The sequence below is a fragment of the Phycicoccus sp. Root563 genome, from assembly GCF_001427915.1.
Taxonomy (GTDB): domain Bacteria; phylum Actinomycetota; class Actinomycetes; order Actinomycetales; family Dermatophilaceae; genus Pedococcus.
This window is the reverse complement of sequence record NZ_LMGM01000001.1, coordinates 2,006,194-2,026,582: the sequence shown is the minus strand read 5'-3', so window position 1 is coordinate 2,026,582 and position 20,389 is coordinate 2,006,194. Positions and strand designations below refer to the sequence as shown.

The 20,389-nt window shown below is 71.4% G+C and carries 19 protein-coding genes; 17 read left to right on the top strand and 2 right to left on the bottom strand.

Going from position 1 to position 20,389, the window contains the following annotated elements; all coding sequences use genetic code 11:
- Positions 1-70: 70 nt before the first annotated feature.
- Positions 71-946: a fumarylacetoacetate hydrolase family protein gene (locus ASD62_RS09565; protein ID WP_056915759.1), complete on the bottom strand. Its 876-nt coding sequence runs from the start codon at positions 944-946 to the stop codon at positions 71-73.
- 125 nt (positions 947-1,071) lie between these two features.
- Between ASD62_RS09565 and ASD62_RS09560 the strand changes: the two genes are divergently transcribed.
- The gene (locus ASD62_RS09560) at positions 1,072-1,503 is read left to right on the top strand and encodes a RidA family protein (RefSeq protein WP_056917293.1); all 432 of its coding nucleotides are present in this window, start codon (positions 1,072-1,074) and stop codon (positions 1,501-1,503) included.
- On the opposite strand, the gene ASD62_RS09555 is transcribed toward ASD62_RS09560, so the two are convergent.
- Positions 1,469-2,326 carry a PaaX family transcriptional regulator C-terminal domain-containing protein gene (locus tag ASD62_RS09555; RefSeq protein ID WP_056915758.1) on the bottom strand — a complete coding sequence of 286 codons (858 nt, stop codon included), beginning with the start codon at positions 2,324-2,326 and terminating at the stop codon, positions 1,469-1,471. The two genes, ASD62_RS09560 and ASD62_RS09555, sit on opposite strands and share 35 nt — an antisense overlap.
- Positions 2,327-2,479: 153 nt before the next feature.
- On the opposite strand from ASD62_RS09555, the gene ASD62_RS09550 reads away from it, so the two are divergent.
- The 16 genes from ASD62_RS09550 (at position 2,480) to ASD62_RS09475 (ending at position 20,300) form a co-directional block, all read left to right on the top strand.
- Positions 2,480-3,970, top strand: coding sequence for an NAD-dependent malic enzyme (locus ASD62_RS09550; RefSeq protein WP_082580670.1), 1,491 nt, complete (start codon positions 2,480-2,482; stop codon positions 3,968-3,970).
- Complete coding sequence (locus tag ASD62_RS09545; protein WP_056915757.1) at positions 3,967-5,220, top strand: aldolase/citrate lyase family protein; 1,254 nt, start codon at positions 3,967-3,969, stop codon at positions 5,218-5,220. Before ASD62_RS09550 ends, ASD62_RS09545 begins: the two co-directional genes overlap by 4 nt.
- Before the next feature lie 151 nt (positions 5,221-5,371).
- Positions 5,372-5,881: a helix-turn-helix domain-containing protein gene (locus ASD62_RS09540; RefSeq protein WP_056915756.1), complete on the top strand. Its 510-nt coding sequence runs from the start codon at positions 5,372-5,374 to the stop codon at positions 5,879-5,881.
- 283 nt (positions 5,882-6,164) lie between these two features.
- Entirely contained in the window at positions 6,165-7,094 is a 930-nt protein-coding gene (pucL, locus tag ASD62_RS09535; protein ID WP_056915755.1) for a factor-independent urate hydroxylase, read from the top strand.
- A 22-nt stretch (positions 7,095-7,116) separates the two neighbouring features.
- Positions 7,117-8,499 carry a nucleobase:cation symporter-2 family protein gene (locus ASD62_RS09530; RefSeq protein WP_082580668.1) on the top strand — a complete coding sequence of 461 codons (1,383 nt, stop codon included), beginning with the start codon at positions 7,117-7,119 and terminating at the stop codon, positions 8,497-8,499.
- Between the two features lie 120 nt (positions 8,500-8,619).
- Positions 8,620-10,554: a 2-oxo-4-hydroxy-4-carboxy-5-ureidoimidazoline decarboxylase gene (gene uraD / locus ASD62_RS09525; RefSeq protein ID WP_056915754.1), complete on the top strand. Its 1,935-nt coding sequence runs from the start codon at positions 8,620-8,622 to the stop codon at positions 10,552-10,554.
- Positions 10,551-11,057 carry a 2-oxo-4-hydroxy-4-carboxy-5-ureidoimidazoline decarboxylase gene (uraD, locus tag ASD62_RS09520; protein ID WP_200956870.1) on the top strand — a complete coding sequence of 169 codons (507 nt, stop codon included), beginning with the start codon at positions 10,551-10,553 and terminating at the stop codon, positions 11,055-11,057. Before uraD (ASD62_RS09525) ends, uraD (ASD62_RS09520) begins: the two co-directional genes overlap by 4 nt.
- Entirely contained in the window at positions 11,057-11,383 is a 327-nt protein-coding gene (gene uraH / locus ASD62_RS09515; RefSeq protein ID WP_056915753.1) for a hydroxyisourate hydrolase, read from the top strand. The genes uraD (ASD62_RS09520) and uraH overlap by 1 nt, the downstream gene beginning before the upstream one ends.
- Positions 11,384-11,523: 140 nt before the next feature.
- Positions 11,524-12,360 carry a hydroxypyruvate isomerase family protein gene (locus ASD62_RS09510; protein ID WP_056915752.1) on the top strand — a complete coding sequence of 279 codons (837 nt, stop codon included), beginning with the start codon at positions 11,524-11,526 and terminating at the stop codon, positions 12,358-12,360.
- Positions 12,257-13,372 (top strand): 2-hydroxy-3-oxopropionate reductase, encoded by a 1,116-nt coding sequence (locus tag ASD62_RS09505; protein ID WP_200956935.1) that lies wholly within the window; start codon positions 12,257-12,259, stop codon positions 13,370-13,372. Before ASD62_RS09510 ends, ASD62_RS09505 begins: the two co-directional genes overlap by 104 nt.
- Before the next feature lie 118 nt (positions 13,373-13,490).
- Positions 13,491-15,269 (top strand): glyoxylate carboligase, encoded by a 1,779-nt coding sequence (gcl, locus tag ASD62_RS09500; RefSeq protein WP_056915750.1) that lies wholly within the window; start codon positions 13,491-13,493, stop codon positions 15,267-15,269.
- A 9-nt stretch (positions 15,270-15,278) separates the two neighbouring features.
- Positions 15,279-16,424, top strand: a complete 1,146-nt coding sequence (locus ASD62_RS09495; protein ID WP_056915749.1) for a glycerate kinase — start codon at positions 15,279-15,281, stop codon at positions 16,422-16,424.
- On the top strand, positions 16,421-17,308 hold the full coding sequence (locus ASD62_RS09490; protein ID WP_056915748.1) for a fumarylacetoacetate hydrolase family protein: 888 nt from the start codon (positions 16,421-16,423) through the stop codon (positions 17,306-17,308). Before ASD62_RS09495 ends, ASD62_RS09490 begins: the two co-directional genes overlap by 4 nt.
- Before the next feature lie 59 nt (positions 17,309-17,367).
- The gene (allB, locus tag ASD62_RS09485) at positions 17,368-18,708 is read left to right on the top strand and encodes an allantoinase AllB (protein ID WP_056917290.1); all 1,341 of its coding nucleotides are present in this window, start codon (positions 17,368-17,370) and stop codon (positions 18,706-18,708) included.
- Positions 18,705-19,553, top strand: a complete 849-nt coding sequence (locus ASD62_RS09480) for a bifunctional allantoicase/(S)-ureidoglycine aminohydrolase (RefSeq protein WP_056915747.1) — start codon at positions 18,705-18,707, stop codon at positions 19,551-19,553. The genes allB and ASD62_RS09480 overlap by 4 nt, the downstream gene beginning before the upstream one ends.
- 54 nt (positions 19,554-19,607) lie before the next feature.
- A complete protein-coding gene (locus ASD62_RS09475) occupies positions 19,608-20,300 on the top strand; it encodes a GntR family transcriptional regulator (RefSeq protein ID WP_056915746.1) in 693 nt (230 codons plus the stop codon).
- The last annotated feature ends 89 nt before the right edge of the window (positions 20,301-20,389 follow it).

Here is a 20,389-nt window from a genome sequence, read left to right as displayed (position 1 = left end):
TCCTTCGTCGGGCGGTACGGCGGTCGGGTGGTGCGGCAGTCGGGCGGTACGGCGGTCGGGTGCGTCGGGGTCAGGCGGTGTGAGCGGGGAGTCGGATGACGTTGCACAACAAGCCGATCCGCTCGATCTCGGTCTCGAGGACGTCGCCGTCCGCCAGGAACCGCTTCGGGTCCCGGGCCACGCCGACGCCACCGGGGGTCCCGGTGAGGACGAGGTCGCCGGGACGCAGGGTGGTGAACGTCGAGATGTAGGCGAGCAGGTCGGCGGAGTCGAAGACGAGCGTCGCGGTGCTGGCGCGCTGGACCTCCTCACCGTTGACCCGGCACGTGATCGTGAGCCCTGCCACGGGGTCGACCTCGTCAGGGGTCACGACGACCGGACCCGTCGGGGTCGAGTCGTCCCACGCCTTGCCCTGGAACCACTGGAGGGTGCGGTACTGCCAGTCGCGCACGGACACGTCGTTGGCGACGGTCCAGCCGGCGATCGCCGCGGTGGTTGCCGCACGGTCCGCGTGGCGGATCGTCGCGCCGACGACCACGGCCAGCTCGGCCTCCCAGTCGACGTCCGTGCCGGCCAGCAGGGACACGTCGTCGGTCGGCCCGACGAGGCTGTCGGCGTACTTCACGAACAGGGTGGGGTGGCTCGGCAGCTCGCGGCCGGTCTCGCGGATGTGCTCGCCGTAGTTGAGCCCGCAGCAGATGACCTTGGCCGGCCGAGGGAGGGGAGCGACGGGCTCGGCACCCTCGAGCAGGTCGCCGAGCGGTGTCCCGGGACCGAGGGTGCCGCCGGCCGCGAGGAAGGCGGACAGGTCCGCGGTCGGTGAGCCCACGGCATACGCGTCGCCGTCCTCGGGGCGCGACGCCGGGGCGACCAGCGCGCGCCAGCCCTCGGTGGTGAGGGCGGCGGCACGGGTGCCGCCGTCGTGGGCGACGGTGCCGAACTTCATATAGCGAGATTTTCACGATCGTCGCCAAACGTCAATAGGTGGGCTACCCTCGGACCGGCACCCCGGACGCCGCCCTGTACGCCGCGCCGGGGTGGCCGACGACCACCCGCGACCCTGGAGGTTCGATGTCCGTCCACCCCTTGTCCCCGGTCCCCGTGAACCCGGCCTCGCTGCCGACGCCGAGCGGGTACTCCCACGGCACGCTGTCCGGCAACACGCTCCACCTCGGCGGGCAGACGGCGCTCGACGCGGACATGAAGATCGTCCCCGGGGGGATCGTCGAGCAGTTCCGCCAGGCGTTCTCGAACGTCCTGACGACGCTCGCCGAGGCCGGCGGCGTCCCGGAGGACCTCGTGAGCATCACGATCTACCTCACCGACATCCCCGACTACCAGGCCCACGGCCGGGAGATCGGCCGAGCCTGGCGCGAGCTGGCCGGACCGGTCTACCCCGCGATGGCGGGCATCGGCACCACGGCGCTCTGGCAGCCGGAGGCCCTGATCGAGATCGTCGGCGTCGCGGTCATCCCGGACGAGCGGCTCCGGCCTGCGCGGTGACGAAGTCGTGGGCCGGCCCGGCGAGCATCCCGTGCAGCGCGAAGAACGTCTGCGCAGCGGTCGTGCCCGACCACGAGGCCGGCAGCAGGTCGGTCGGCAGGCCCGGGTCGAGGTAGGGCAGGCGGCGCCACGAGGTGAGCGCGCGGACGTAGTCGGAGAACGCCTCGCCGCCCGGCGGAACCCGGTGCTGCGCCTCCCAGTGCCGTCGCGCCGGCTCGTGGGCCTCGAGGAAGTCGGTGTACAGCTGCTCGAGCGCCTCGAGGTCCCACCATCGCGCGATCTTGGTGGCCGGGTCGCCGAACGCGAGGTACTCCGCTCGGAACAGGTCGACGTAGGGGTCGAGGCCGTCGCCGAGCAGCACCTCGCGGGCGTCGTCGGCGAGCCGGCCGGGGGCGATCCACACTCCGGAGGACACGGTGCCGAACCCCAGCCAGGACAGCCGCGCCCGCAGCGCGTGCCGCTTCTGCCGCTCGGACTCGGGCACGGAGAAGACGACGACGACCCAGTCGCGCGTGTGCGCCTCGCGCTCGGCGAAGATGCGGCGGTCGCCCACCTCGAGGAGCTGGCGGGCGTACTCCGACAAGGCGTACCCGGCCGCGCCACCCCGGCGCTCGGCCTCGACGATCCCTCGCCGCTTGAGCCGGGACAGGGCCGAGCGCACGGCCTGCTCGTCGACCCCGGCTGCCGCCATGAGCCGGATCAGGGCGCTGACGCTGATCCAGCCGCCGAACTCGCGGACGTACAGACCGAGCACGGTGACGATGAGCGCACGCGGCGGGAGGGGGCCGCGTTCCGCACCCCCGTCGAGCTCGGTCGTCGTCACGAGGGGAATCTATCCGGCCGGGGCAGGGTGGGGTGCGTGCCGCCCCGGCGCGGAGGCAGCCGGTGGACGGTCCTTGTCGTCACAACGGGGCACGCCCTAGTCTTCCGTAGGACAAAAAGATAAATCCGTATCGTGGAAGATCGAGGTCGAGCCATGTCTGCACCGAGTCCGGGCTACTCCATCACCGTGCGCGCCGAGGCGCCTGCGGCCATCGACACGACCGGGACGCTGGCGGCTGCCGTCGCCGCCGCGGGCGGCGCGCTCACCGCGCTCGACGTCGTGGAGTCCCGGGGGCAGAGCCTCGTGGTCGACGTGACCTGCAACGCCTCGGACGCCGACCACGCCGACCGCATCACCGAGCAGATCGCGGCGGTGCCGGGCGTGACCGTGCGCAAGGTCAGCGACCGCACCTTCCTGCTCCACCTCGGCGGCAAGCTCGAGGTCAACCCCAAGGTGCCGCTTAAGCACCGCGACGACCTCTCGCGGGCCTACACGCCGGGCGTCGCCCGGGTCTGCCTCGCCATCGCGGCGAACCCCGAGGACGCCCGCCGGCTGACCATCAAGCGCAACACCGTGGCCGTGGTGACCGACGGTTCGGCGGTCCTCGGGCTCGGCAACATCGGACCCGCAGCAGCCCTGCCGGTCATGGAGGGCAAGGCGGCGCTGTTCAAGCAGTTCGCCGGCGTGGACGCCTGGCCGGTGTGCCTCGACACGCAGGACACCGAGGAGATCATCATGATCGTCAAGGCGATCGCCCCGGTCTACGGGGGCGTGAACCTCGAGGACATCTCGGCGCCGCGCTGCTTCGAGATCGAGCGCCGGCTGCGCGACGAGCTCGACATCCCCGTCTTCCACGACGACCAGCACGGCACCGCCATCGTCGTGATGGCTGCCCTCACCAATGCGCTACGCGTCGTCGGCAAGTCGCTCACGGACGTCCGCATCGTCGTCTCCGGCGTGGGTGCGGCCGGTCACGCGATCATCCGGCTGCTGCACGCGCAAGGGGCCGAAGACATCGTCGGCTGCGACCGGAACGGTGCGCTGGACGCGTCCAGCGGGCACCGCGACGAGTTCCGCGGCTGGATCGCCGACAACACGAACCCCCGCGGTGTCGAGGGCCCGCTCAAGCAGGTGCTCGCCGGTGCCGACGTCTTCATCGGGGTCTCGGCCCCCGACCTCCTCGACGAGGACGACATCGCCACCATGAACGACGGCGCGATCGTGTTCGCCCTGTCCAACCCCGACCCCGAGGTGGACCCGGTCGCCGCGAGCCGGCACGCCGCGGTCGTCGCGACCGGTCGCTCCGACTACGCCAACCAGATCAACAACGTGCTCGCCTTCCCGGGGTTCTTCCGGGGCCTGCTCGACGCGGGCGTCAGCGACATCACCGACGCGATGATGATCGCCGCGGCCACGGCGATCGCCGACTGCGTCCACGCCGACGAGCTCAACGCGAGCTACATCGTCCCGAGCGTCTTCGACCCCGACGTGGCCCCCGCCGTGGCCGCGGCGGTGCGGCACGCGGCAGGGGCGCACGAGCGCCATACCGAACGCTCCTCCTCCCTGGCAGCGGGCCGGACCGCTGACCGCACCACCTCCGACGAGACCAGCTCTCCCGACACGCACGAGGACCCCGCCCGATGACCTTCGACGTCGCCCACCTCTCCGCCGAGCTCGACGCGCACCTGGCCGATGCCGACGACGCGCTCGCGTCCGGCTTCCCCGGGGAGCGCGCCAGCCGCCAGCCCGTCCACACCGTCTACGTCCCGGCCGACCGCTACGACGCCGGGCTCGTGAGCCGTTGGGGCAGTGAGGCGCTCGCCACCCTGGACGAGCACGGCGGTGACGACGCCGCGTATGCCGCCGTGCTGGGTCTGCCTGCCGGCCTGGCCGGCGAGGTGGTGCCCCGGGTCCGGGCCAAGCTGGCGAGCGAGCCGATCGAGGACCTGCGGGTCGACTTCGAGGACGGGTACGGCAACCGGTCGGACGAGCAGGAGGACGCGGCGGTCGACGCCGCGGCGTCGGCGCTCCGCTCGTCGCTCGCCGCCGGAGGTGCCGCACCGTTCCACGGCATCCGGTTCAAGAGCTTCGAGGCGCCCACGCGGGCCAGGGGGGTGCGGACGCTGGCGAGGTTCGTCGAGGCGGTGGCCGTCGACGGGCACCTGCCCGACGGGTTCGTCGTGACCCTGCCCAAGGTCACCTCGGTCGACCAGGTCGAGGCGATGGTCGTCGCCTGCTGCCGCCTCGAAGCAGGGTTGGGGCTGGAGTCCGGGGCGATCGGCTTCGAGATCCAGGTCGAGACCCCCCAGTCCATCCTCGGTCCCGACGGCACCGCGCTCGTCGCCCGGATGGTGCACGCCTCGGCCGGCCGCTGCACCGGACTGCACTACGGCACCTACGACTACAGCGCCTCCTGCGGCATCGCAGCGGCGTACCAGTCGATGGAGCACCCGGCGGCCGACCACGCCAAGGCGGTGATGCAGGTGGCCGCAGCCGGGACCGGCGTGCGTCTCTCCGACGGGTCGACGAACATCCTGCCCGTCGGCGACCGGGACCGCGTGCACGCGGGGTGGGCGCTGCACGCCCGGCTCGTGCGGCGGTCGCTGGAGCGGGGTTACTACCAGGGCTGGGACCTGCACCCCGCCCAGCTCCCGAGCCGGTATGCCGCGACGTACGCCTTCTACCGCGAGGGTCTCCCTGCTGCCGCCGAGCGGCTGCGCAACTACGTGGGACAGGTCGACTCGGGGGTCATGGACGAGCCGGCCACCGCGCGGGCCCTGGCCGACTTCGTGGTGCGCGGGCTGGACTGCGGCGCCGTCGACGACGCCGAGGTGCTGGAGCTGACCGGCATCGACCGCGCCCGGATGGACGTCCTGGCCCGCCGCGCGAGGTAGCCGCCGCCCGCGCGACCGATGGGCGGAGACGAAGACGGACGGAGACCGGGACGGACCGGAGCCGTGGTCGGGATCGGGCCGGGACTGGCCGGGCTGGACCGGGGTCGAGACCGGGACGGGATCACGAACGGACCGCGGGTAGGTTGACCGCATGCGCGTCCGGGTGGAGTTCACGACCGAGCCGTTCCACGGTGAGGACGACCAGCTGCCGGCCCACGTCACCGTGTCGGCCGAGGCGCTGCGCGGGGCCGGCCTGACGCCCGACCTCGGGCCCCTCGGCACCTCCGTGGAGGGCGAGGCAGGGCTCGTCGTCGATGCCGTCGGCGCGGCCCTCAAGGAGGCGCTGTCGCACGGCGCGACGCGCGTCACCCTCACGGTGAGCGACCTCGACGCCGCGGTCGCACCGCCGGCCACCGGGGTCGCCACCGACCTGTCGGACGGCCTGGCCCGCCTCATCGCGGAGGTCGAGGCCCAGCTCGGCGGCAGCCTCTCCGGGCTGCCGCGGGCGCAGAAGCAGCACGCGGTGCGGTTGCTCGAGGAGCGCGGGGCGTTCGAGATGCGGCGGTCGGCCGAGACGGTCGCGGAGGCGCTCGGGCTGACCCGCTTCACCGTCTACAACTATCTCAACCGGATCCGCGAGACCGACGCCACCGGCGCCTGAACCCGCCGGCCCCCGCCGAGCCACTGACGCACGGGCTCGGCTGGTGGACGTGCTCTGGCGCCGCGAGGAAATTCTCAACAAACTGTTGACGTTGGCGTGGCGCCGTCCTACAGTTCCACTATTCGCAACATTGTTTCCGCATCGTGGAAGCATCATCGGACGCCCACCCTGCGCCCGCGGCAGGACCGGCCACCACCCGCCGGTCACCGCTTGCACCTCCAGGCCCGCCGACCACCGGCCCGCCTGGCCCGTCACCGGCACCGCAGCCCCGGCAAGGAGCACCATGAGCTTCGTCCTCGGACCCAACCAGTACGGCAAGGCGGAGAACCGCGTCGTCCGCGTCTACCGCGACACCGCCCGCCACGAGATCCGTGACCTCAACGTCTCGACCGCCCTGCGCGGCGACTTCCGCGACGCGCACGAGACCGGCGACCAGGCCAACGTCCTGCCGACCGACACCCAGAAGAACACGGCGTTCGCCTTCGCCAAGGAGCACGGCGTCACCTCCCCGGAGGACTACGCCCTCACTCTCGGCGACCGCTTCCTCGCCGTGACGCCGGCCGCCGACGCGAGCCGGGTCGAGGTCGAGGAGTACGCCTGGGACCGGATCGACGTCGGTGGCGCCGGGCACGACCACGCCTTCGTCAAGCGGGGCGGGGAGGTGCGCACCACGGTGGTGACGCGCCAGCGCGTACCGGACGGGACCGGGGCCGGCACGAAGGCGTGGGTGGTCTCCGGGGTCAAGGACCTCGTCGTCCTCAAGTCGACCGGCTCGGAGTTCAAGGGCTTCCTCAAGGACGAGTACACGACGCTGCAGGAGACCGACGACCGCATCCTCGCGACCTCTCTCGTCGCCCGCTGGCGCTACGAGGACGACGCCGTCGCCGGGGGCACCGACTGGAACAAGTCCTTCGACGACATCCGCCAGGTGATGCTCGAGACGTTCGCGACGACCTACAGCCGGGCGCTCCAGGAGAGCCTCTACGCCATGGGTTCCGCGGTGCTGGCCGCTCACCCCGAGGTCGCCGAGATCAAGTTCTCCGCCCCGAACAAGCACCACTTCCTCGTCGACCTGTCCCCGTTCGGGCTCGACAACCCCGGCGAGGTCTTCATCGCCGCGGACCGTCCCTACGGCCTCATCGAGGCCACCGTGCAACGCGAGGACGGCAGCGACCCGGGCGACGCCTGGCTCACCGTCCCCGGCTTCTGCTGACCGGCCGGAACAGGAGGCCACCGTGTCAACGACGACACGTCCCGAGGACGAGCGGCTGGGGCTCGGCCCCACCTACGCCTACGGCGTCCAGCACATCCTCACGATGTACGGCGGCGTCATCGCCCCACCGCTGATCGTCGGGGGAGCGGCCGGGCTGTCAGGCCCCGAGATCGCCCTGCTCGTCTCGGCCGCGCTGTTCGTCAGCGGGCTCGCGACCATCCTGCAGAGCGTCGGCATCCCGTTCTTCGGCTCGCAGCTGCCCCTCGTGCAGGGGATCTCGTTCGCGAGCGTCTCGACCATGACCGCGGTGGCGACCGGTGACGGCGGGCTGCCGGCGGTCTTCGGCTCGATCATCGTGGCCGGGCTCGTGGGGCTGGCGATCAGCCCGTTCTTCAGCCAGGTCGTGCGCTTCTTCCCACCGGTGGTCAACGGCACCATCATCACCGTCATCGGGCTGTCGCTCTTCCCCGTCGCGGTCCGCTGGGCCATGGGCGGCAACGACAAGGCCGCCGACTGGGGCTCGATGGGCAACATCGGCCTGGCTGCCTTCACGCTCCTCGTCATCCTGCTGCTCTCGCGCCTCGTGCAGGGACCCGTGAGCCGGCTGTCGATCCTGCTCGGGATCGTCGTGGGCACGGTGTTCGCGCTGCTCCTCGGCCGCGCCGACTTCTCCGGGGTCGGCACCGGGAGCTGGGTCGCCTTCCCGACGCCCTTCCACTTCGGTGCGCCCGTGTTCCAGGTCGGCGCGATCATCTCGATGACCATCGTCATCCTCGTGATCATGACCGAGACCACCGCCGACATCCTCGCGGTCGGCGAGATCGTCGGCACCCAGACCAGCCCGCGCCGGGTGGGGGACGGCCTGCGCGCCGACATGCTCGCCACCGCGATCGCCCCGGTCTTCAACAGCTTCCCTGCCAGCGCGTTCGCGCAGAACGTCGGCGTGGTCGCCATCACCGGGGTCCGCAGTCGTTGGGTGGTCACCGCCGGCGGTTCGGTCCTGGTCGCCCTGGGCCTGTTGCCGGTCCTCGGTCGCGTCGTGGCGGCCGTCCCCCAGCCCGTCCTCGGCGGTGCGGGCATCATCCTGTTCGGGTCGGTCGCCGCGAGCGGCATCCGCACCCTGTCCAAGGTCGACTACGACGGCAACCTCAACATCGTCCTGGTCGCCACGGCCCTCGGCTTCGGCATCATCCCCATCGCGGTCCCGTCGTTCTACGACCGGTTCCCCGAGTGGTTCGCCACGATCTTCCACTCCGGCATCAGCGCGGCCAGCCTCGTCGCGGTGCTGCTCAACCTGTTCTTCAACGTCATGCGCGGCGGGGTCGGCCGATCGCCCTCCGTCGTGTCCGGCGCACCGCCCGTCATGGTCACCAAGGACCAGGCCCGAGCGCTGCGAGGGCGGTGACCCCGCCTCCGCACGCGCCATACCGACGACGTGCGTCACGCCAGCGGCACCCCGGTGCCGTCCACACTCTCTCCGCACACCTCCCGCTCTGCTCCTCCCGCGAACAGAAAGGTGCCTGTCATGAGCACAGCCACCGCTGAACCCCAGTCGTCCCAACGTTCCTCACGCCACCCGGTCGACGAGGTGCTGCCCGTCCCGAAGCTCGCGATCTACGGTTTCCAGCACGTCCTGGCGTTCTACGCAGGCGCGGTCATCGTGCCGATCCTGCTCGCGAACTCGATCGGCCTCAGCACCGCCGAGCTCATCCACCTCATCAACGCCGACCTGTTCACCTGCGGGATCGCCTCGATCATCCAGTCGGTGGGGTTCTGGAAGGTGGGGGTGCGCCTGCCGCTGCTGCAGGGCGTGACGTTCACCGCGGTCTCGCCGATGATCGCCATCGGCCTCGCCGCCGGCGGTGGGACCGACGGGCTGCTCGTCATCTACGGCGCCGTCATCGTCGCGGGGCTGTTCACGTTCCTCATCGCGCCGTACTTCAGCCGGCTCATCCGGTTCTTCCCACCGGTCGTGACCGGCTCGGTGATCACGATCATCGGCCTCGCGCTCCTGCCGGTCGCCGCAGCCGACGCCGCAGGTGGCGCCGGTCCGACGCTCGACCCGAGCAGCGGCCGCAACCTCGCCTACGCGCTCGGCACCCTGGCGCTGATCGTCGCGATCCAGCGGATCTTCAAGGGGTTCATGGCCACCGTCGCCGTCCTCATCGGACTGGTCGCCGGGACGCTCATCGCCTGGCTGCTCGGTGACGCCCACTTCGACAGCGTCTCCGGATCGGGCTGGATCGGGTTCACGACACCGTTCCACTTCGGGTGGCCCCGGTTCTCCGTCGCCGCGATCATCTCGATGGTCGTCGTCATGCTCATCACCGCGGTCGAGACGACCGGTGACGTGTTCGCGACCGGCGAGATCGTCGAGAAGCGGATCGGGCGCGAGGACATCGCCCGCGCCCTGCGCGCCGACGGCCTGGCCACGACCATCGGTGGTGTCTTCAACTCCTTCCCCTACACCTGCTTCGCGGAGAACGTCGGCCTCGTGCGGCTCACCCGCGTCAAGAGCCGGTACGTCGTGGCGACCGCCGGCCTGATCATGATCGTCATCGGGCTGATCCCGAAGGCTGGTGCGATCGTCGCCGGCATCCCGCACCCGGTCCTCGGCGGTGCCGCCCTGGCGATGTTCGCGACGGTGGCGGTCGTCGGCTTCCAGACGCTGTCCCGAGTCGACTTCCACGACCACCGCAACGTCGTCATCGTCGCGACGAGCGTCGGCCTGGCGATGTACGTCACCGCGCAGCCCGATGTCGCCAAGGCGGTCCCCAGCTGGGCCCAGATCATCCTCGGCTCCGGCATCACCCTCGGGTCGATCACCGCCATCGTGCTGAACTTCCTGTTCCACCACGTGGGCTCGAGCCGGGGGCCGGCCGTCGCGGGCGCCCCGGGGCGCCTGGTCCGCCTCGCGCAGGTCAACGAGATGGGCCGTGAGCAGTTCGTCGACACCTTCGGAGGGCTCTTCCAGGGTCCCCGGTGGGCGGTCGAGCGTGCCTACGAGTCAAGGCCGTTCGCCGACACGACCGACCTGCGCCGAGCCTTCCAGGAGGCGCTCTACACCGCCGGTGAGGACGAGCAGCGCCTGCTCATCGACTCCTACCCCGACCTCGGTGCCGAGAGCGTCGCGGACGGACGGGAGGGGGAGGACTCGCTGCACGACCAGGCCTTCCTCGGCCTCACCCGCCTCGACGAGAAGTCCTACGGCGAGCTGTCCGAGCTCACCTCGCAGTACCGCGAGCGGTTCGGCTTCCCTCTGGTCACCTGTGTGCGCGACCGGGACTCCTTCGACCAGGTGCTGCGTTCCGGCTGGCAGCGGCTGGAGAACTCGCCCGCGCAGGAGCACGCCGCGGCGCTGGTCGAGGCTGCGAAGATCGCGGGGTACCGCTTCGACGACCTCGTCGCCGACGCCAACCCCATCCACTCCGCCCGCACCCGATTCGTGGAGAGCCAGTGAGCCAGTCCGTGAGCGTCGAGGACTTCAACGCGCTACCGCCCGACGAGGCGGGGGAGCGGCTGGCCGCGTGCCTGCCGGTGCCCCGCTGGGTGGACACCGTCCGGGACGGCCGCCCGTATGCCGCGTGGCCGGCCCTCGAGGAGACCGCTGCCGCCGCGGCGGCCCACCTCGACGACGGCGAGCTCGAGGCGGCCCTGGCCGGTCACCCCCGGATCGGGGAACGGGCGTCGAGCCCGGACCACCAGGCGGCGTTCAGCGCCAAGGAGCAGTCGGGTGTGGACCCTGCCGACGCGGAGGTGGCGCGCGAGCTCGCCGCCGGCAACGCGGCATACGAGGAGCGTTTCGACCGGGTGTTCCTCATCCGGGCGGCAGGGCGTTCAGCCCCCGAGATCCTCGCCGAGCTCCGGCGCCGCCTCGGGAACGACGACGACACCGAACGCGCCGAGACCGTGACCCAGCTGCGCGAGATCGCGCTGCTCCGACTGCGACAGGTGGTCTCCTGATGGGCACCCTCTCCACGCACGTGCTCGACACCAGCCTGGGCCGGCCCGCCGCCGGGATCGGGGTGGTCCTCGAGAGCGTCGACGGCACGGCCATCGGTGACGGCGTGACCGACGGGGACGGCCGGGTCGGCACCATCGGTCCGGAGCGCCTGGCTGCGGGCGACTACCGGCTGCGGTTCGCGTCGGGGGCGTACTTCGCCGCGCGTGACACCGAGGCGTTCTACCCCGAGGTGGTCGTGGTCTTCACCATCGCCGAGGAGGCCCAGCACTACCACGTGCCGGTGCTGCTCAACCCGTTCGGCTACTCCACCTACCGGGGCAGCTGAGCCGTAACCACGTCGGCGCGGATATATCTGCGCCGCGTGCTGGGACAGGGCGTCGGGACTGTTGACCCGCCGTCCCGCTTTCTCCTAACCTCTCACTAATCGGAAAAATAATTCCACGATACGAAAGTCAGAAGGACGTCATGACCGACCACGGACTGCGTTACCTCGTGAACTGCTCGATCCTCTTCGGCGAGCTGCCGCTCCTCGAGCGCCCCGCCGCGGCCAGGGCGGCAGGGTTCGACGCCGTCGAGTTCTGGTGGCCGTGGCCGGACCAGCCCGTCCCCTCCGACCGCGACGTCGACGCCTTCGTCACCGCGGTGCAGGAGGCAGGGGTCCAGCTCGTCGGCCTCAACTTCTTCGCCGGTGACCTGGCCGGCCCGGACTGCGGTGTGCTGTCGATCCCCGACCGGGCGCAGCAGTTCCGCGACAACGTGGACGTGACCGTCGGCATCGGTGAGCGCCTCGGCGCCTCGGCGTTCAACGCGCTCTTCGGCAACCGGGTCGACGGTGCCTCGGCGCAGGCGCAGGACGAGCTGGGGCGCGAGTCGATCGCCGCCGCGGCCAAGGCCGCCTCCGCCATCGGCGCCACCGTCCTCGTCGAGGCGGTCAGTGGCCCCAAGCCCTATCCGCTGCGCACCGCGACCGACGCGGTCTCGGTGGTCCGGGACGTGCGCGCGACCGGCGCGGACAACGTGGCGTTCCTCCTCGACCTCTACCACCTGGCCGCGAACGGCGACGACCTCGACGCCGCCATCCGTGACCACGTCGACGTCACCGCGCACGTCCAGATCGCCGACGCCCCCGGCCGTGGCGAACCCGGCACGGGCGACCTCGACCTCCAGCGCCACCTCGGTGACCTCGCCACCCGCGGGTATGCCGGGTGGGTCGGCCTCGAGTACAAGCCCACCACCGCGACCACCCCGGAGAGCTTCGCCTGGCTGCCGCGCGAACGCCGCGCCGCCACGGCCACCGCCTGACCCCCCGCCTTCCCCCGCCCTTCCCCCGCCCTTCCCCGCCCTTCCCCGGATTGGGTGCCTGAACGGTCGGAAACCCGACCACCTGAGCACCCAAAGCGGGTCAGAAACGACCAGCAAGGAGAACGACATGACCAGCATCGCCTTCATCGGACTCGGCATCATGGGCAGCCCGATGGCCGTCCACCTGCAGGAGGCCGGCCACGACGTCGTGGGCTACAACCTGCACCCCGACAAGACCCAGCCGCTCGTCGACGCCGGTGGCCGCGCCGCCGCCTCGATCGCCGAGGCGGTCGAGGACGTCGACGTGGTGGCCGTGATGGTCCCCGACAGCCCCGACGTGCAGGACGTCCTCGTCGGCGAGGGTGGCGTCTTCGACCACGCGAAGTCGGGAACGCTCGTCATCGACTTCTCGTCGATCCGTCCCGACGTGACCGCCGAGCTCGCGAAGGCGGCCAGGGACAGAGGGTTCCGGTTGCTGGATGCCCCGGTCTCCGGCGGTGAGGCCGGCGCGAAGAACGCCGCCCTGTCGATCATGGTCGGTGGCGACGGTGCCGACTTCGAGGAGGCCAAGCCGCTGTTCGACGTCGTCGGCAAGACCATCGTCCACGTCGGGGGCAACGGCGCGGGGCAGACGGTCAAGGCAGCGAACCAGCTCATCGTCGCGGCCAACATCCAGGCCCTGGCCGAGGCCGTGACCTTCCTCGACGCCTATGACGTCGACCTCGAGGCAGCCCTCGACGTCCTCGGCGGCGGACTGGCCGGGTCGAAGGTGCTCGACCAGAAGCGGGCCAACATGGCCAAGCACGACTTCACCCCGGGGTTCCGGATCGATCTGCACCACAAGGACATGGGCATCGTCACCTCGGCTGCGCGCGAGGCCGGGGTCGTCGTACCCCTCGGCTCGCTCGTCGCCCAGCTCATGGCCTCCGCCAGAGCCAACGGCGACGGTGGCCTCGACCACTCCGCGCTGCTGCGTGGCGTCGAGCGGCTCTCGGGCCGCCTCGCCGGCTGACCCAAGACCTCACCCCAGACCCGCGCCACCCGTTCGAGGTGTTCCCCCACCGGATCCCGGTAGCCGAACACCTCGACCGGGCGGCACCACCATTTCGCACAGACACTGGAGCACCACCATGGCACGCATGACTGCGGCCCAAGCGGCCGTCGAGATCCTCAAGCTGGAGGGGGTGACCAACGTCTTCGGCCTGCCCGGAGCGGCGATCAACCCGTTCTACAAGGCGATGGAGACCAATGGCGGCCTCCACCACACGCTCGCCCGGCACGTCGAGGGCGCCTCGCACATGGCCGAGGGCTACACCCGTGCGAAGGCCGGCAACATCGGTGTCTGCATCGGCACCAGCGGTCCGGCCGGCACCGACATGATCACCGGCCTCTACTCCGCGAGCGCCGACTCGATCCCGATCCTGTGCATCACCGGTCAGGCGCCGGTCTCCAAGCTGCACAAGGAGGACTTCCAGGCGGTCGACATCTCGTCCATCGCCAAGCCGCTCACCAAGATGGCTGTCACCGTCCTCGAGGCGGCCCAGGTGCCGGGGACGTTCCAGCAGGCGTTCCACCTCATGCGATCGGGCCGCCCCGGCCCCGTCCTCATCGACCTGCCGATCGACGTCCAGATGACCGAGATCGAGTTCGACGTCGAGACCTACGCACCACTGCCCGTCTACAAGCCGGCCGCGACCCGGGCCCAGGTGAGCAAGGCCCTCGACCTGCTCGAGGCGAGCACGAAACCGCTCATCGTGTCCGGTGGTGGGGTCATCAACGCCGACGCCGCCGAGCTGCTCGTCGAGCTCGCCGAGCTGACCGGCGTGCCCGTCGTCCCGACGCTGATGGGCTGGGGCACCATTCCCGACGACCACGAGCTCAACGCCGGCATGGTCGGTCTCCAGACCAGCCACCGGTACGGCAACGCCACGATGCTCGAGGCGGACTTCGTCCTCGGCATCGGCAACCGCTGGGCCAATCGCCACACCGGCGACCTCGAGACCTACACGAAGGGGCGCACGTTCGTCCACGTCGACATCGAGCCGACCCAGGTCGGGCGCGTCTTCGCGCCGGACTACAGCATCGTCAGCGACGCCAAGGCTGCTCTCGCGCTGTTCGTGGAGGTGGCACGGGAGCGTCGCGACGCCAACCTGCTGTCCGACCGCACCGAGTGGGCCGAGTCCTGCCGCCAGCGCAAGCGCTCGCTGTGGCGCAAGACGAACTTCGACGTCACGCCGATCAAGCCGCAGCGCGTCTACCAGGAGATGAACCGAGCCTTCGGCCGCGACGTCCGCTACGTCTCGACGATCGGCCTCTCGCAGATCCAGGCGGCCCAGCTGCTGCACGTCTACAAGGACCGGCACTGGATCAACGCCGGCCAGGCCGGACCGCTCGGCTGGACGGTCCCCGCTGCCCTGGGTGTCGCGACGGCGGTCCCCGACGAGACCGTGGTCGCCCTGTCCGGTGACTACGACTTCCAGTTCATGATCGAGGAGCTGGCGGTCGGGGCACAGTTCAACATCCCGTACATCCACGTCCTGGTGAACAACGCCTACCTCGGCCTCATCCGGCAGGCGCAGCGCGGGTTCGAGATGGACTACTGCGTGCAGCTGTCCTTCGACAACGTCAACGCCCCGGAGCTGAACGGCTACGGCGTCGACCACGTGAAGGTCGTCGAGGGACTGGGCTGCAAGGCGATCCGCGTCTTCGAGCCCGAGGAGATCGCCCCGGCGCTGGAGAAGGCCAAGGCGATGGCGCAGGAGTACCGCGTCCCCGTCGTCGTCGAGGTCATCCTCGAGCGCGTCACCAACGTCTCGATGGGCCAGAGCATCGCGAACGTCACCGAGTTCGAGGAGCTCGCCGACGGGGGAGCCGATGCCCCGACCGCCGTCTTCGCCCACCTGGACTGAGGCCTTCCCGTGACCGTCCCCACCTCGGCGCCGCGCGTCGTGATCGCCCCCGACAAGTTCAAGGGCACCCTCACCGCAGCCGCGGTGGCCACCAACGTGGCCGCCGGGCTCCGGTCGGTGCTCCCGGACGTCGAGGTCGTGATGGTGCCCGTCGCCGACGGCGGGGACGGCACGTTGGCCGCGGCCGAGGCCGCCGGGTTCGAGCGGGTCACGGTGCCCGCGCACGGTCCGACCGGTGAGGACCGCAAGGCCTCGTATGGCGCCCGCGGCAGCGAGGCGGTCGTCGAGCTCGCGGAGGTGTGCGGGTTGGACCTGCTCGCCGAGCGAGGCCTGGCGCCCCTCACGGCGACGAGCCGGGGGACGGGCGACCTCATCAGCGCGGCGCTGGACGACGGCGCCCGCAGGGTGGTGGTCGGCATCGGGGGCAGTGCCAGCACCGACGGTGGGCTGGGGCTGCTGCAGGCGTTGGGTGCCAGGGTGACCGGTGCCGACGGGCGTGAGGTCGGGCCCGGTGGCCTCGGCCTCGAGGATGCCGTCGCCCTCGACCTGTCCGGCCTGCACCCCGGTCTGGCCGGTGCAGAGGTCGTCGTCGCCTGCGACGTCGACAACCCCCTCACCGGGTCGCACGGGGCGGCGGCGGTCTACGGCCCGCAGAAGGGCGCCTCGCCCGACGACGTCGAACGCCTCGACGCCGCCCTCACCCGCTGGGCCGACCTCGTCGCCGCGACGACGGGGGCCGACCACCGGGACGATCCCGGTGCGGGGGCGGCGGGGGGTGTGGGGTTCGGGCTGGTCGCCGTCGCAGGGGCGACGACGCGACCGGGCGCCGACCTCGTCTTCGAGCTCGCCGGGTTCCACGACGCGCTCGTCGCCGCGACGCTCGTCATCACCGGTGAGGGAGCCATGGACCGGCAGACGTTGCACGGCAAGGCTCCTGCGGCCGTCGCCGCGGCGGCACGGGAGGCGGGCGTGCCCGTGGTCGCCGTGGCCGGGAAGGTCCTGCTCACCGAGGGCGACCTGCGCGCGGCCGGGATCGGCGCGGCATACGCGCTCGTCGAGGAGGGCTCCGAGCAGGAGGCCTTCGACGCTCCCGGTCCGCTCCTCGAACGGCTCGGGGCCCGGATCGCCCGCGAGCACCTCGGTGGTGCCCGATGAGGTTCGCGCGGGTGGGGGCGGCCGGCGCAGAGCGCCCCGTGGTGGTGTCCGCCGACGGCGGCCTGCTGGACCTGGGTGCTGCCTGGGGCGACGTCGACGGGGCCCTGGGTGACCTGGCCGCGGTGGGCTCCGCCCTCGAGGGTGGGCACCTCCCGTCGGTGGGTGGGGACGACGAGCTGCGGTTCGGGTCGCCGATCCCGCGACCGGGCAAGGTGGTCGGGATCGGGCTCAACTACGCCGACCACGCCGCCGAGGCCGGTGCGGCCCTGCCGACCGAGCCCGTGGTCTTCCTCAAGGCGACGACGTCGGTCTGCGGTCCGACCGACGACATCCGGATGCTGCCCGGGTCGTCGAGCACCGACTACGAGGTGGAGCTCGGCGTCGTCCTCGGCGCGACGCTGCGCGACGAGGCCGACCCGGCGCGCGCGCTGGAGGCCGTCGCCGGGTACGTCCTGGCCCACGACGTCTCCGACCGCGCGATGCAGCTCGAGCGCGGGGGGACCTGGACCAAGGGCAAGTCGGCCGACACGTTCTGCCCGGTGGGTCCGTGGCTGGTCACCCCCGACGAGGTCGGCGACCCGGCCGCCCTGCGGCTGCGGCTGTCGGTGAACGGTGAACCGCGCCAGGACGGGACGACGGGCGACATGGTGTTCGGCGTGGGGGAGCTGCTCGCCTACGTGAGCCGCCTGATGACCCTCGAGCCGGGTGACCTCGTCATCACCGGGACCCCCGCCGGGGTCGCCATGGGTCAGGTCGAGCCCAGGCCCTACCTGCGCCACGGCGACGTGGTGGAGCTCGACGGAGGGGTGCTGGGTCGGCAGCGCAGCCGGGTCGTCGACCCCTCGGCGAACCCGACCCCCGACCACGCCGGGGTGACAGGATGACCGACGTGGCTGCGGGCGCGAACGACAGCAACGGCGCGGACGAGAGGCGAGGTGCGGCAGTGGGTGCAGACGTGGTCCTGCGGGCCAGGCGGGCAGTGGTGGGTGGTCGCGAGACCCCGGTCAGCGTGCACGTGGCCGGCGACAGGGTCGTCGCCGTGGAGGCGTACGACGCGCCCGTCCCCGAGGGCGCCCGGGTCGTCGACCTCGCCGACGACGAGGTGCTGCTGCCGGGCCTCGTGGACTCGCACGTCCACGTGAACGAGCCGGGTCGCACCGAGTGGGAGGGTTTCGCCAGCGCCACCCGGGCGGCAGCCGCCGGCGGGGTGACGACCATCATCGACATGCCGCTCAACAGCATCCCGCCGACGGTGAATGTCGCTGCGCTGGAGGAGAAGCAGGCCGTCGCCCGGGACCAGGCGTACGTCGACGTCGGCTTCTGGGGTGGCGCGATCCCCGGGAACGTGGCGGACCTGCGGCCCCTGCACTACGCCGGGGTCTTCGGTTTCAAGTGCTTCCTGCTGCACTCGGGTGTCGACGAGTTCCCCCACCTCGAGCCGGACGAGCTCGAGGCGGCGATGCGCGAGACTGGGTCGTTCGACGCGCTGATGATCGTGCACGCCGAGGACTCCCACGCGATCGACCACGCAGCGGCCCCGGACGGCGAGGAGTACGACCGGTTCCTGCACTCGCGCCCGCGGGGCGCCGAGAACCTCGCCATCGCCCAGGTCATCGAGCTGGCCCGCTGGACCGGTGCCCGGGCGCACATCCTGCACCTGTCGAGCTCCGACGCGCTGCCCATGATCCGGTCAGCCCGCGCCGACGGGGTCCGGCTGACCGTCGAGACCTGCCCGCACTACCTGTCCTTCACGGCGGAGGAGATCCCGGACGGGGCGACGGAGTTCAAGTGCTGCCCGCCGATCCGTGAGGCGGCCAACCGCGAGCTCCTCTGGGACGGGCTGGTCGAAGGTGCCATCGACCTCGTCGTCACCGACCACTCACCGTGCACCGAGGACCTCAAGCGGTTCGACACGGGTGACTTCGGCCAGGCCTGGGGCGGCATCGCGGGCCTCCAGGTCGGGCTGTCGGCCACGTGGACCGGGGCACGCGAGCGTGGCCTGTCGCTCGCCGACGTCGTCCAGTGGATGGCGACCGGTCCCGCCGACCAGACCGGGCTCACCGACCGCGGACGCATCGAGCCCGGCGCGATGGCGAACTTCGCCGTCTTCGCGCCCGACGAGGCCTTCACCGTCGAGATCGGCCACCTGCACCACAAGAACCCCGTGTCGGCGTACGCCGGCCGCACGCTCACCGGAGTCGTCCGCCAGACCTGGCTGCACGGCACACCGGTCGACCTCGGAGCCGACCCGCGCGGGCGGCTCCTGACGAGAGGACAGTCATGACCACCCCCCGTACCACGACACCGAAGTACTACGCCCCCGCCGGTGGGCTGCCGCCGCAGACGCAGCTCACCACCGACCGGGCCACCTTCACCGAGGCGTATGCCGTGCTGCCGCGCGGGACGATGACCGACATCGTCACCAGCAACCTGCCCTTCTGGGACGACACGCGGCTGTGGGTGATCGCTCGGCCCCTGTCGGGGTTCGCCGAGACGTTCTCGCAGTACATCGTCGAGGTCTCGCCGGGAGGCGGCTCCGACCGGCCCGAGCTCGACCCCGGCGCCGAGGGCGTGGTCTTCGTCGTCGCGGGTGGCGTGCGGATCACCATCGAAGGGGTCTCGCACGACCTCGGTCCCGGTGGGTACGCGTACCTCCCCGCCGGCTGCGAGTGGACGCTGCGCGCCGACTCGAAGGAGACGGCGAAGTTCCACTGGATCCGCAAGGCGTACGAGCGGGTGGATGGCATCGACGTGCCGGAGCCGTTCGTCACCAACGAGACCGATGTCGAGGGCGGCGAGATGCCCGGCACCGACGGCGTGTGGACGACCCAGCGGTTCGTCGACCCCCAGGACGTGCGCCACGACATGCACGTCAACATCGTCAACTTCGAGCCCGGCGGGGCGATCCCGTTCCCCGAGACCCACGTCATGGAGCACGGCCTCTACGTCCTCGAGGGCAAGGCCGTCTACCTGCTCAACAACGACTGGGTCGAGGTGCAGGAGGGCGACTTCATGTGGCTGCGCGCCTTCTGCCCCCAGGCCTGCTACGCCGGTGGCCCCGGTCGGTTCCGCTACCTGCTCTACAAGGACGTCAACCGGCACGCGAAGCTCAGCCGCCAGTTCGTGTAGGTGGACGGACTCGGGTGGGCATGATGGTCGGGTGACCGGGCGAGGAGGGGCAGCGTGAACCAGCCACGACGGCAGTCGGGCATCGTCAGCCTGCTCGTCCGCGAGGGCAGCTATGCCACCGGTCCGCAGGTGCTCTCGGAGCTGCGCCGGGTCATCGCGTCCGGCGCGGTCCCACCCGGCAGCCCCATCCCGCTCGACGACGTAGCAGCGTTCTTCGGGGTGTCACTCATCCCGGTCCGGGAGGCTCTCAAGACCCTCCTCGGTGAGGGCCTGCTCGAGCACCAACCCCGCCTCGGCTACACCGTCACCGCCCTCTCCGCGGCCGAGCTCGACGAGCTCTACGTCGTGCGGGGCGCGCTCGAGGCAGCTGCTCTGGACGCTGCTGCGCTGCAGTCGACCCCGGCCGACCACACCCGCGCCGCCGCGATCCACGGGCAGCTCGTGCAGGCGGTGGCGGACGGTGACGCCGCCGGCTTCCAGCGGGCGAGCCGTGAGTTCCACGAGGCGCTGCTCGCGCCCTGCCGCATGCCGCGGCTGCTGCACATGCTCGACATCGCCTGGAACCTCACCGAGCCGGTCCAGACGATGATGCGCGTCACCGAGGACGAGCGCGAGGAGATGCGCGTCGACCACCAGGCGATGCTCGATGCGTTCGTGGCCCGCGACGCGGCCGGCCTGCGCGAGGCGAGCCACGAGCACCACGACCGGCTGACCGCCTGCATCTCCCGCCTCGGCGACCAGGGCTGAGCGGCGCGCTCACCGGCGCGCCGACCCGCGCCGACCGGCGCAAGGCCCGTGTGGATATACGCAGATATACGGTTCAAGGCCTTCTTCCA